This is a genomic window from Paenibacillus ihumii, assembly GCF_001403875.1.
Lineage (GTDB): Bacteria > Bacillota > Bacilli > Paenibacillales > Paenibacillaceae > Fontibacillus > Fontibacillus ihumii.
This window is the reverse complement of record NZ_LN884299.1, coordinates 3424499-3437649: the sequence shown is the minus strand read 5'-3', so window position 1 is coordinate 3437649 and position 13151 is coordinate 3424499. Positions and strand designations below refer to the sequence as shown.

The 13151-nt window shown below is 50.3% G+C and carries 12 protein-coding genes; 9 read left to right on the top strand and 3 right to left on the bottom strand.

Going from position 1 to position 13151, the window contains the following annotated elements:
• The 3 genes from BN2762_RS27055 to BN2762_RS27050 form a co-directional block, all read left to right on the top strand.
• A partial coding sequence (locus tag BN2762_RS27055) for a hypothetical protein (protein ID WP_222861108.1) occupies window positions 1–190 on the top strand: 190 nt, incomplete at its 5' end.
• A 141-nt stretch (window positions 191–331) separates the two neighbouring features.
• Window positions 332–2356: a transketolase gene (tkt, locus tag BN2762_RS22685; RefSeq protein ID WP_055109107.1), complete on the top strand. Its 2025-nt coding sequence runs from the start codon at window positions 332–334 to the stop codon at window positions 2354–2356.
• Between the two features lie 261 nt (window positions 2357–2617).
• Entirely contained in the window at window positions 2618–2764 is a 147-nt protein-coding gene (locus BN2762_RS27050; RefSeq protein ID WP_154674784.1) for a hypothetical protein, read from the top strand.
• 1179 nt (window positions 2765–3943) lie between these two features.
• Here the strand turns inward: BN2762_RS27050 and BN2762_RS22680 are convergent.
• The gene (locus BN2762_RS22680) at window positions 3944–4840 is read right to left on the bottom strand and encodes an NAD(P)-dependent oxidoreductase (protein WP_055109106.1); all 897 of its coding nucleotides are present in this window, start codon (window positions 4838–4840) and stop codon (window positions 3944–3946) included.
• 175 nt (window positions 4841–5015) lie between these two features.
• Here BN2762_RS22680 and BN2762_RS22675 point away from each other — a divergent pair, with 175 nt between their 5' ends.
• From BN2762_RS22675 to BN2762_RS22665, 3 genes are all read left to right on the top strand, one after another.
• Entirely contained in the window at window positions 5016–6371 is a 1356-nt protein-coding gene (locus BN2762_RS22675; RefSeq protein ID WP_055109105.1) for a glucose-6-phosphate isomerase, read from the top strand.
• Between the two features lie 326 nt (window positions 6372–6697).
• Window positions 6698–7330 (top strand): YigZ family protein, encoded by a 633-nt coding sequence (locus BN2762_RS22670; protein WP_055109104.1) that lies wholly within the window; start codon window positions 6698–6700, stop codon window positions 7328–7330.
• A 5-nt stretch (window positions 7331–7335) separates the two neighbouring features.
• The gene (locus tag BN2762_RS22665) at window positions 7336–7932 is read left to right on the top strand and encodes a TetR/AcrR family transcriptional regulator (RefSeq protein WP_055109103.1); all 597 of its coding nucleotides are present in this window, start codon (window positions 7336–7338) and stop codon (window positions 7930–7932) included.
• 164 nt (window positions 7933–8096) lie between these two features.
• On the opposite strand, the gene BN2762_RS22660 is transcribed toward BN2762_RS22665, so the two are convergent.
• Complete coding sequence (locus tag BN2762_RS22660) at window positions 8097–8504, bottom strand: secondary thiamine-phosphate synthase enzyme YjbQ (protein WP_055109102.1); 408 nt, start codon at window positions 8502–8504, stop codon at window positions 8097–8099.
• A 221-nt stretch (window positions 8505–8725) separates the two neighbouring features.
• Between BN2762_RS22660 and BN2762_RS22655 the strand changes: the two genes are divergently transcribed.
• Window positions 8726–9790 carry a sulfate/molybdate ABC transporter ATP-binding protein gene (locus tag BN2762_RS22655; RefSeq protein WP_055109101.1) on the top strand — a complete coding sequence of 355 codons (1065 nt, stop codon included), beginning with the start codon at window positions 8726–8728 and terminating at the stop codon, window positions 9788–9790.
• A gap of 23 nt (window positions 9791–9813) precedes the next feature.
• On the opposite strand, the gene BN2762_RS22650 is transcribed toward BN2762_RS22655, so the two are convergent.
• Entirely contained in the window at window positions 9814–10017 is a 204-nt protein-coding gene (locus BN2762_RS22650; RefSeq protein WP_055109100.1) for a hypothetical protein, read from the bottom strand.
• A gap of 333 nt (window positions 10018–10350) precedes the next feature.
• Between BN2762_RS22650 and BN2762_RS22645 the strand changes: the two genes are divergently transcribed.
• Window positions 10351–11133, top strand: a complete 783-nt coding sequence (locus tag BN2762_RS22645) for an MBL fold metallo-hydrolase (protein WP_055109099.1) — start codon at window positions 10351–10353, stop codon at window positions 11131–11133.
• Between the two features lie 167 nt (window positions 11134–11300).
• Entirely contained in the window at window positions 11301–13079 is a 1779-nt protein-coding gene (locus BN2762_RS22640; RefSeq protein WP_055109098.1) for a sensor histidine kinase, read from the top strand.
• Window positions 13080–13151 lie beyond the last annotated feature (72 nt).

Here is a 13151-nt window from a genome sequence, read left to right as displayed (position 1 = left end):
CAGCGCTAGCTGCGCGGCATGGGCTGGTGCCCATGCCGGCAGGCCGCTGGCGATGCTGGCGATGCTGGCGATGCTGGCGATGCTGGCGATGCGACAGCGGCAGCGCTGCCCGTGTGGCAGTGCCGTACGGTTTCACGCAGTGTTGCAGCGCAATTTTCACCGTATTCTGGTCAAATGCATAAAAAAGTAATCTTCCAGGGCAGGGTATGACAAAAAGGGATATGGAAAGGTACTTAACAACGTGTTACAATATATAAAGTCAAAATGATTTTTTCAAAGTGATTGTTTTGTAACCAAAACGTATTTCTTCATTACTAAGGAGGAAGCTATAATGCCACTTTCAGACAACAAGGTCATCGAAAATTTGTCGATCACTACGATTCGTACTCTTGCTATAGATGCGATCGAGAAAGCTAAGTCGGGTCATCCGGGAATGCCGATGGGCGCAGCTCCAATGGGTTACCAGCTGTTCGCCAAGACAATGAAGCATAATCCTGACCAACCAACTTGGGTCAACCGGGACCGCTTCGTATTGTCCGCGGGACACGGTTCCATGCTGCTTTACAGCTTGCTGCATCTGAGCGGCTATGATCTTTCGCTTGAGGATCTCAAGCAATTCCGCCAATGGGGCAGTAAAACTCCAGGTCACCCTGAATTCGGGCACACTGCAGGGGTAGACGCGACTACAGGGCCGCTCGGACAAGGCATTGCGATGGCAGTGGGCATGGCTATTGCCGAAACTCAACTGGCAGCTACTTATAATAAAGGCGACTATAAAATCATCGACCACTATACTTATGGTATTTGCGGCGACGGGGACCTGATGGAAGGCGTAGCTAGTGAGGCGGCTTCTCTTGCGGGCCATCTGAAGCTTGGCAAGCTGATCTTCCTGTATGATTCCAATGACATTACCCTTGACGGTAAATTGAATCTGAGCTTCTCCGAGAATGTCAGACAGCGCTTTGATGCATACGGCTGGCAGACGCTTCTTGTAGAAGACGGAAATGATTTGGATGCGATCGAAAAAGCTATCGCTGAGGCGAAGGCGGATACCGAGCGTCCTACTCTGATCGAAGTGAAGACGGTTATCGGCTACGGCAGCCCGAACAAGCAAGGTAAAGGCGGATCCGGCGGAACGCACGGTTCACCTCTTGGTGCAGAAGAAGCGAAGCTGACGAAAGAATATTACAAATGGGTATATGAAGAGGACTTCTACGTACCTGAAGAAGTGCGTGAGCATTTTGCAAAAGTAAAAGAGCAAGGCATTGCTGCAAACAAAGCCTGGGATGAGCTGTTTGCGAAATACAAAGCAGAATACCCCGAGCTGGCAGCTCAATTCGAGCTTGCTATTGCGGGAGATCTCCCAGAGGGCTGGGATGCTGATCTTCCTAAATACAGTGCAGAGGACAAGCCGGTATCGACGCGCGTGGCGTCCGGTAATGCGCTTAACGGCTTGACTGGCGGCGTTCCTCAGCTTCTTGGCGGATCCGCTGACCTTGAAAGCTCGACGATGACTCACCTGAAAGGCTTGCCGCTCTACACGCCTGAATCGCGCGAAGGCCGCAACCTGTATTTTGGTGTTCGTGAGTTTGCCATGGCTGCTGCGATGAACGGTATTGCGCTGCATAGCGGCTTGAAAATTTTCGGCGGAACGTTCTTCGTCTTTACAGATTACTTGCGTCCGGCAGTACGGTTGTCTGCGCTGATGGGGCTTCCAGTTACTTATGTTCTTACGCATGACAGTATCGCAGTCGGCGAAGACGGACCTACGCATGAGCCGATTGAGCAGCTTGCTTCCTTGCGCATCATTCCTAACCTGACAGTAATTCGTCCGGCTGATGCCAACGAGACATCTGCGGCTTGGGCTTATGCGGTAGAGAATAAAGGCAATCCGGTTGCACTGGTGCTGACTCGTCAAAACCTGCCTGTGCTCGAAGGTACGGCCGAGAAAGCCCGCGAAGGCGTAAAACGCGGCGGATACGTTGTATCTGAGGCGAAGGACGGCAAACCGATTGCTCAGCTGATTGCTTCTGGTTCTGAGGTGCAATTGGCAGTTAAGGCACAAGCGGCGCTTGCTGAGGAAGGCATCCATGTTCGCGTTGTCAGCCTGTCCAGCTGGGATCTGTTCGACAAGCAGGATCAAGCGTATAAAGATTCTGTTATTCTCCCAGACGTTAAAGCGCGCGTAGCTATTGAAATGGCACATCCGTTCGGATGGGAGCGTTACGTTGGCGAGAAAGGCTCCATTATGGGCATTAGCACGTTCGGCGCATCTGCACCTGGCGACAAAGTCATTGCAGAGTACGGCTTTACAGTCGAGAACGTTGTGAAGCATGTAAAAGAGCAGTTGAAATAGATTAGATGAGCATGAAAAAGGCAGGCGCCGTGCATTTGCAAGGGCCTGCCTTTTTTGCCTCGGATGATGGATGTTTCGATAGAACGAGACAGGGGGGGCGGTAGATTCCATGACTCCCATGGCTACCCATAACTCCCCTTAACTCTCCCTAACGTGCATTCCAACCTTACACGGAAATTACAAACCTAAATAAAAATAAAATGTTACTTGCGATAGGTAATAAAAAGCATAAGGTTCCGCAGCAGAGGATGAATGGCGGTAATGAACATCGAAGCCAATTTTGACTTTAAGCATCAGCACCAAGATCGGCATGATCATCAGCACGACACCAGTACAGTAATCGGCACCAACATGGGCATGATCATCAGCACGACATCAGTACTGTCATCGGCACCAAGATCGGCATGATCATCAGCACGACATCAGTACTGTCATCGACACCAACATCGGTATGATCATCAGCACGACATCAGTACTGTCATCGGCACCAAGATCGGCATGATCATCAGCACGATACCAGTACAGTAATCGGCACCAAGATCGGCATGATCATCAGCACGACACCAGTACCATCACCGGCATCAACATCGATATGATCACCAGCACGACACCAGTACCATCATCGGCACCAACATCGGCATGAGCACCAACACGACAACAGTATCATAACTGGCACCAACATAAGCATGATCACCAGCTCGACATCAGTACCATCACCGGCACCAACATCTCGGTATGAGCACAAACCACAATATCTACAGTTACAACAGAGCTAATACACGGTTTCTATGCCAAGACTACCTTGAGACCAACAACGGGGCCGATATCGACAATTACATGATGCATCATGCGGAAGAAAACAAACTAATGGAGGGAATCCTGTGCTTAACGGACCGTGGTTCCGCTATTCTACATAATTCGTGAAAAATTCGGGGCTAACGGACTCGGGTTCCGTTATTAGGTAGATTTTGGTGGTAATGAGGCTGTTTTGCGGGTAATAGCGGATTCTGTGTCCGTAAGGTGTTTGAAAATGCTCAAAAATTGAAAATAGCGGATCTCCTGTCCGTTGGACTTGATGATCCTGTCGTCCCTAGGCGCCCCTCGGCGGTTAACGTCTAGTCAAACTAGTTGTCGGTAACGGTGCTCTGTGTTGCAGTGATCAATTGCCGGTTAAGTCGCCAGATCAATAGTTGGTTAGGTTACTGCATCAATCATTCGTTAGGTTACTGCCTAAATAATTCGCTAGGTCACTGTATCAATCGTTGTTTATGTCAATGCCACAATTGCTAGCAGGTCTCAGGCCTAATTTGTTGACTCGGTAGCCTGTGTAGAGTGCCGCTGAACAGCCTTTGTAACGAAGCCAACAGCCTTCCGGGCCCAACGGCTTCCAGCGGGCCACAGGCTGCTCCCAGCAGGGCCACAGCGCGTCCAGCCCAACGGCTGCTCGGCCGCAGCAATGGGTAGGTCTCGAGGGATATACTTCATCTAGCCGCAGACGCACGTCATGCTCTTACTCTTATACTCAGCTAGATGTGTATAAGAGACAGGGGCAGCACGGCCGGGCTGCGGCGGCGTCCAAACGATCGGCTACAGCTTGCTGCCGCCGATCGTTTGGCCGATCCAGGCCTCGTAGAGCTTGACGACGGAGGAGAGATCCTCGTCGCCGTAGCCCTCGGTCTGGCCGGCCTGGAACAGGCTTTTGGCCATGTTCAGCATGGGGGCGGGGATGCCAGCGCCGTCCGTCAGTGAGGAGGCAAGCTTCAAATCCTTGAGCATCAGCGCGAGGGAGAACTGGTTGGTGAAGTCATGATCGATGATTTTTCGCCCCTTCAGCTCCGCTTGCTTGCTGCCGGCGGAGCCGTTCTGGACGAGCTCGAGGAAGAGGTCGGCCGGCAGACCGGATTTGGCGGCGATGGCAAAGCCCTCGGCCAGCGCAAGGTTGTTGATGCCGACGATCGTGTTATGCGCCAGCTTGGCGACGGCCCCGCTGCCGTTTGGACCCATGTGCAGTATTTTCTGGCCCATCGTTTCGAAAATATCCCGCTGCTCGCTCAGCGCCTCCGCCGATCCGCCGATCATGAATACGAGCGTTCCGGCATGGGCGGCCGGGGAGCTGCCGGTAACGGGCGCATCGAGGAATTGTCCGCCAAGCTCGGCAATATCGCCGGCTAATTTTTGAACAAGCGCGGGAGAGATGGTGCTGCAGTCAATGACGGTGCTGCCGGGACGCAGGCCCTGCAGAATGCCCTCATCGCCGTAATAAACAGCGTTGATCGAGGCATCGTCGCTGACCATGGTGATGACGGTGTCGCCAGCCAGCGCCGCTTCCTTCGGGGTGGCAGCCCGTGCTGCTCCCTGCTGGGCGAGCGGCTGAGCCTTCTCCGCCGTGCGGTTGAAGACCGTAAGCTGGTAGCCTTGTTTAAGCAAGTTTGCGGCCATGGGAGCGCCCATCGTTCCCAGGCCGATAAATCCGATTTTTTTCATGACAATCACCTTCTATAAGGAATTGAACAGCTATTAATTATTTTAGCACGACTATTGGAATACTGCATATTGTGCCTTGTCTTCACCCGTAATTTACAGTATCCTAGGTGTAAGTTAAATGTGGATAGGGCAGTGAGATAGAAACAATATTGTGTAGACGGAGGAATGATTTACCATGTCTAAAAAAGTCACCTTTGATTACAGCAAAGCTCTTCAATTTGTGGGGCAGCATGAGATCGATTATTTGACGGAGTCGGTCCGCCTGGCTCATGAACAGTTACATAATGGCACGGGCGCCGGATCCGACTATCTTGGCTGGATCAATCTGCCAACAGAGTATGATAAAGAAGAATTCAGCCGCATTCAGAAGGCTGCTGCCAAGATTCAGAGCGATTCTGACGTATTGATCGTCATCGGCATCGGCGGCTCCTATCTCGGCGCGCGCGCAGCGATTGAATCGTTGTCGCACTCCTTTTACAACCTGCTTCCGAAAGACAAACGCAAAACTCCGGAGATTTATTTTGCCGGTAACAATATTAGCTCCACATATGTAAATCACCTCCTCGACCTGATCGAGGGCAAGGATTTCTCGGTGAACGTCATTTCCAAATCCGGTACGACGACGGAGCCGGCGATCGCATTCCGCATCTTCCGTGCGGCACTCGAGAAGAAATACGGCAAGGAAGAAGCGCGCAAGCGCATTTATGCTACGACCGACCGCGAGAAGGGCGCTCTGAAGAAGCTGGCGACGGAGGAAGGCTACGAGACCTTCATCATCCCGGACGACGTAGGCGGACGCTATTCCGTGCTTACGGCTGTCGGCCTTCTGCCAATCGCTACGGCAGGCATTAACATCGAGGAAATGATGCTGGGTGCTGCCGAGGCTGCCAAGGAATTCAGCAATCCTAATTTGGCGGAGAACGCCAGCTATCAGTATGCGGCAGTGCGAAACGCTCTGTATCGCAAAGGCAAAGTAACAGAAATTCTCGTGAACTATGAGCCATCCTTGCATTACGTATCTGAATGGTGGAAGCAGCTGTTCGGCGAGAGCGAAGGCAAAGACTATAAAGGAATCTATCCGGCGTCGGTAGATTTCAGTACGGATCTTCACTCGATGGGGCAGTTCATTCAAGAGGGGAACCGGAACATTTTCGAGACCGTGATCCAGGTAACAGAGGTTCCAAGCCATATTACGATTGAATCCGATCCGGCTGATCTGGACGGCTTGAATTTCCTTGCCGGCAAGACGCTGGACTTCGTGAACAAGAAGGCTTTCCAAGGTACGCTGCTTGCCCATACGGACGGACAGGTGCCTAACCTGATCGTGAACGTACCGGATCTAACGCCGTATTCCTTCGGCTATCTCGTCTACTTCTTTGAAAAAGCTTGTGGCATCAGCGGCTACTTGCTCGGAGTAAATCCGTTTGACCAGCCGGGAGTTGAAGCCTACAAGAAAAATATGTTTGCATTGCTCGGCAAGCCGGGCTTCGAGAAAGAAAAGGCAGAACTGGAAGCAAGATTGTCCGAATAACATTTCAAGCAAGCTCCCGAGGAGACTTGAAGAAGATCCTCAAATCCGAACGGAATCCAAGTGTCTTGCAGGAAAACCATACAGGCGAAATCCAAGTGTCTTGCAGGAAAAACATACAGACGCAATCGTGTCATTGCAGGAGAACCGTACGATGGAATCCAAATGGTATTGCTGGGGGGCCTATATAAATTCCGCCCGGAACGTGATCTGAAATTGAGGATAAAGGACAACATCGTTAAGCGAGAAGATATCAGCGCCAGGGAAGCAGTTCACCGGAGCATGCCGGTTGGGCTGCTTCTTGGCACATTCTATAAGGATGATCAAATATGCTAGAGCGTTACAAGACGGTTCGCAGAGCCGGAGAGAAGGAAATCGTGATCAAGAAGTCGCGTTTTATCGGTCATGTCAAGCCGGTGGAAAGCGAGTCCGAGGCGATTGAATTTATTGAAGAAATCAAGAAGAAGCATTGGAATGCCACCCACAACTGCTCCGCCTACATGATCGGGGAGCGGGATGAAATCCAGAAGCAGTCGGATGACGGAGAGCCGAGCGGAACGGCCGGCAAACCGATTCTGGAAGTGATTAAGCAGCAGGGTCTGAAGAATGTAGCTATCGTCGTAACCCGATATTTCGGGGGGATCATGCTTGGAGCCGGCGGTCTGATTCGTGCTTATACGGATGGTGCGGTTGCCGCAACCGAGGCGGGGGAAGTGATAACCCGCGTGCTTCATCGCGAAGTCTATGCCGAGCTGGACTATACTTGGCTGGGCAAGGTAGAGAATGAGCTGAGAAACCGAGAAATCCGCACGGGAGAGACCGCTTTTGCAGATACCGTCACATTGCTATGCCTGCCGCTGGACAGCGAGGCTGATGCCTTTAAGGCTTGGCTGGTCGATTTGACACAAGGGCAGGTCGTGTTGCAGGAAGGTAACAAGGTTTACTTTATTGAAGGGGAATAATGCCTATGGCAAGAAGAGCAGTAGAGCAGGAGTTGTCAAGGGAAAGAATAATGGATGCGGCCAGACATTTGTTTATCACCAAGGGGTACCGGGGGATATCGATGAGAAGCATCGGGCAGCATCTGGGGTACAGTCACGGCTCTCTTTATTATCATTTTAAGGAGAAGGCAGAGCTGTTTTATGCGATTGTGGTGCAGGACTTCAACCATCTAACCCAGCTGTGCGCCCAAGTCACGAAATCTCCATCGGTTGACGGGCTGACCAAAATTGAACAATTGATGCTGGAATTTATCAAGTTTGGCCTGGAGCATCCGCATCAATATGAAATCATGTTCATGCTTCGGGATGAGGAAATATTGGCCTATTGCCGCAGCGAGCAGGCGAAATGCTTCGATATGTTCGAATCGATCGTCAGAAAGTTCCTGAAGGAAGAAAGTCATCCGATGGAAGATAACCCGGCCTTCCCGTTAAGCATGTTCTTGGGGATTCATGGGTTTATCTCGTTCTACATTCAAGACCGGTTAACATTCGAAGAGATTATGCCTGCTGCTGTTGCTCATGTCAAAATGTTAAGTCAGAGCAGCTACAGATTGACGTCATAGGACGTTTTTGTTTTCGGTCCGCACTTTATTAATTTACATTGTCATTGCTGTACTCCTTTATTACATTACTTTAATAACGTAACAAACTTCCAAAACGTATGTAATGCGATAACAAGCAAAATAGCAGGCGGTCATGCGACTCGTTCCTGCTATTTTTTGTGCCTTCATGATTCGGTTTTTATGATTTTTACGTGACACTGCCGCATTCTCGGGCCGTCAAATTCACAAAAATAAATCCCTTGCCATCTTCCTAAGACAAGGCTTCCGTTATGGATAATGATCGTTTGAGAGGTACCGGTCGTAATCGCTTTTAAATGGGATGCGGTGTTCCCTTCAATATGGCGGTACTTGGGATGGTTCCAGGGATATACTTCATCTAACCGCAGGAGCACATCATGCTTGACGTCCGGATCTGCATTTTCATTGATGGCAATTCCGGCTGTCGTATGAGGGCAGTAGACAACGGCGATTCCGTGTTGAATCCCGCTTTTACGGACCAGCGCTCTAACCTCTTCCGTAATCTCTTTCATCTCATCTCGCTTTGTTGTGGAAATTTCCAGGGTATACAGCATGGGCCATCTCCATTCTATCGCGTCTTATTTCAGTATTGCAGCATAATACATATAATGTGCCATGATTCATAGAGAATACGCAAGCAAAAGAATCAGATGAAATGGATTGACGGTGACAGGCAGAGTTTGGTAAAGTATTTTTAAGATATAATACCGAGTATTTTCATAAGAATAATATATAAGCGAGCAGATAGGGGATTAACGAAAGGGTGTGGCCTCAAATGCATGTAGAAGTGAAAAATTTGGATAAACATTTTGGCAATTTTCATGCGGTTAAAGATGTAAGCTTTAGCATCGAGAAGGGACAGCTGATCGGTCTGCTGGGGCCGAGCGGCGGCGGGAAAACTTCTATTTTGCGCATCTTGGCAGGCCTGGAGCAGCCTGATTCCGGTGAGATCCTGTTTCATGGACGCCGGGTCAATGAGCTTGCTCCCCAAGAGCGGGGAATCGGCTTCGTCTTTCAGAGCTATGCCTTGTTTAAGCATATGACGGTCTTTGATAACATCGCGTTCGGCCTGCAGGTGAAGAAGATGCCGAAGGCTGCAATCAAGGACCGGGTCATGGAGCTGGTGGAGCTGACCGGGCTAAAAGGCTTTGAGCAGAGGTATCCGCATCAGCTGTCCGGCGGACAGCGCCAGCGCGTCGCCTTCGCCCGTGCTTTGGCGCCAGAGCCCCAGCTGCTGCTGCTGGATGAACCGTTTGCCGCAATCGACGCCAAGATTCGCCAGGAGCTTCGTTCCTGGCTGCGGGAGCTCATTGAACGCGTCGGGATTACCTCTATCTTCGTGACCCATGACCAGGACGAGGCGATTGAAGTCGCGGACGAGATCATGATTATTAACCAGGGACGCCTGGAGCAGAAGGGAACGCCTTGGGATATATACAAGGAGCCGCTTACGCCGTTTGTGGCTTCATTTATTGGGCAATCTACGCTTGTGGAGCGGGCCTCCGATTTGAAGGGCTTTGAGAAGGAAGCGGAGGACCCGGGCATTCGCGCATTCATTCGGCCAGAGTACATCGAGGTAGGGACGGAGCAGGAATTCATATTGAAATCTGCCACGGCGCCGGGAATCGTAAAGCATCTGCACTTCCGGGGAAGCGAATGGCTCGTAGAAGTCGAGGTCAGCGGGCATAAGCTAACGACATTCCGGTCGCTGGAGAAGGAGACTCTTCATGCCGGGCAGGAGGTAAGGGTGCTGGTGCACCGCGCTTATCTATTCAATGATGAGAAGAGCTGGATCGTGGAGAACCCGTTGAAGGGATCCCCGTTAACCGTGATGATTTAGCTTCAGGGCCAATTAGGGATATCCTATTTTTTACTCCCCTTCAGCCATAGTGAGACTAAAATCAGTCCCTTTCCACATAGGAAGAAGAGGGACATAACGGAGATGAACATCCACAGACTCAGCTGATTGCTATCCTTATTTACATTGTAGTGTGTGACTGCAATGATGACGGAGGTTAAAAATATAACTGCAATGATCCAAAAGGCAATCACTCTGCGCTTTATCATGATTTAATCCTCCAATAGTCAAAAGCTTTATTAAATCCGCCTATACACAGCTTTATGCTTATTATATTGAATATTAAAGAAGAAGCCATACAGGCTTCTTCCTTTTTTATAACTGTCCCCAAAAGGTTGGATCTTTAGGAGCCGTTAATGAGCCGGAGGCTTCGGCATACGTATAGACGTTAGATCGAAAACCGGGAGCTGGGTCAGAAAAAAAGGCGAGAAAGCAGCGAAGGGACTGTGTTATGATACTGAATAGCAGGCAATGATCGCGCTGCTTAATGGATAGACATCATCAGACACCAACTCTGGCTAACTAACGGGGTGAACTTAAGGATGGGAAGCAAGGCAGATCAACTGACGTTCTGGGGAACCGGGGATGCCATGGGCGTACCTAGAGTGTACTGCGAATGCGAGGTTTGCCAGGAGGCTAGACTTCATGGGCTCAATCGGCGGTATCGTTCCTCTGTGATGGTTGAGAGTGCGGATGGATCGTTTCTAATCGATTGCGGTCCAGATTGGCGTGAGGGCATGGAGCGGCATGGCGAGCGCTTTGTAGAGCATATTGTGGTGACGCATGCGCATTTCGATCATATCGGCGGGCTGCCGGAATGGGCAGATTCCTGCCGCTGGTTGAACCGGCGGGGACAGCTGTATGCCCCGCAGGAGGTAATTGACCTGATTATGGGGCAATATCCCTGGCTGCCAGCGCAGCTGGATATGCATGCGATAGATCAAGGCTTTGAATTAGCGGGATGGCATATCGTGGGCTGGAAGGTCTTCCACGGCAAAAACGGCTACGCCTACGCCTATCGTTTAACCAAGGAGGGTTACGCCTGGGCATATTGTTCGGATGCGATCGCGCTCTCCGAGGAGCAGAAGGCGCCTCTTCACGGCTTGGATTTGCTCATCCTGGGAACGAGCTTCTATGAGGAGAAGGCCGAATTCTCGACCCGCTCCGTATATGATGTGAAGGAAGCGTTAGCGCTTCTCCAGGAGCTTCAGCCGAAGCGTGCGATATTTACCCATATGTCCCATGATATCGACTTGCGCCGTGATTATAGACTGCCTGTCCATGTCGGGCTGGCCGATATAGGTACAGCCGTTCTGCTGAAATAGCAGGACGGTTTTTTACCGTACCAGCAATAAATTCACCACGCTGTTCGGCGAGTGTGTTACCATTAGGCCAAAGAAGTATACATAAAAGGGTTGAAAATCAGTTTGATTGAAAGCGTTTACTTTACGGAATTTGTTCCGTTAAGTTCATTTAAGATCGGGGTGTAAGGATGAAAAGGTGGCTAGGCAAATCTCTTAAGCATAAATTATCGATACTCATTATCGTCGCTACACTAGTTCCTCTGCTGTTTCTTGGATTGTTCTCTTATTACATAGCAGCAGGTCTTACCGAGGAGAAAGCCAAAATATCAGGGATGAATACGCTGCGTCAGCTGGAGGCTTACTTGGCCACGATGGTCAAGGATGTGGAGAATATGTCCTTGTTTCTAATTGGACACAATGGGGTTCAGAATTACTTGCGGTCGCCTGAGGGGGACTTTGTCCAACAAACGTCAATTACCAATTTCCTGACGAATTTGGCCTTCTCCAAGGATTATATTGCGAATATCATTATCGAGCCTTTAGGCGCCAAGCCGCCGATTTCTCATAAGTCATTAACGGGATCCGATTTCAAGGATATTACTGAGACTTATCCTAATTACTATGAGGAGCACCCTAAATGGTGGTCGGGCGTACATCAGCAGTGGTCCTTCGATGGAGTGCGCAAGGTGATCACGCTCGCCAGGCCGATTCGCAGTACGGATAAATACAAACTGATTGGCAAAGAGCAGATTAATCTCGACCAAGCTGTAATTGCCGAGCAAATCAGGCAAGCGGTTCTGGAGAAGAGCGGGTTTGTGCTGCTTCTCGATGAGCAGAACCGGATTCTCGCCGGACCTCCCGATTGGGAGACCAATCTTCGGCTTTCAGATTACTATCCGGACATAGGTCCCCTTGATGGAGCAAGCGGGTTTCTGGATTATGGGGAGGGAGCGGAGAAAAAGACCATTCTTTATAAAACGATGTCCAGTGGAAATTGGAAGCTGGTTGGAATCATCCCTTCAGAAGAATACCGTTCGCAAAACCGCTACTTTCTGACTTTGACGGCCGTAGCCGTCTCGGTCGCCATTCTGTTTGTGATTATTTTGGTGCTTTTTCTGATCCAGAAAATAACGAATCCGTTGACCCAGCTAGCCAGCTTTCTCAAGCATAAAAGCCCTGAGGAGCCAATGCCCGCTATTCCCGTGAAGTCCATAGATGAGGTGGGCCAGGTGATTGTCAGCTATAACAAGCTTAGCTCCCGGATCGTCAAGCTGACGGACGAAGTCAAGCGGAATGAATCGCTCAAGAAGGAAGCGGATTTACAAGCCCTGCAAATCCAGATCAATCCGCATTTTCTGTACAATACCCTATCCTCGATTCATTGGCTGGCTCTGATGAACCATGATGCCAAAATTGCAGAAATGGTAGGCTCATTAAGCGACTTTTTAAGATTTAGCCTGAATAATGGTCAAGAATATTGCTCCATCGCACAGGAAATCATCCATGTCAAAAATTATGTAAGCATTCAATCCATCCGGTATCCGAATAAATTCGTGTTTCAGGTTGAGGTAGATGAGGCGATCCAGGAGCAGCTTACATTGAAGCTGCTGCTTCAGCCGCTGGTCGAAAATGCCATGCTGCACGGCATATTGAAGCGGGAAGGGCAGGGGCGCATTACGATCTCGGCGGAGCAGGAGGAGCAGGGCATTCATTTTACCGTTGCAGACGATGGCATCGGGATCGCGCCTGAGCGGTTGGAGTGGTTGCGCACTCAGTTGGCGGAGCAGCCGGAGCATAAGACTGAGCGTTCCGTTAATGGCGGGTATGGGCTGCACAACGTTCATAACCGGCTGGTGCTTCATTACGGCAAGGAGGCCGGGCTTCGGGTAGAAAGTACAGAGGGGGCGGGGACTCGTGTCATGTTCATGATTCCTCGTACCGAGAGCGGAGCACAATCGCTGGAATAACTACCGCTAAATGCGGTCTGTCTTGTCTTAAAAATACGTCCCAGGCGTTTTTCTAAACGTCCTCTTAAAGCA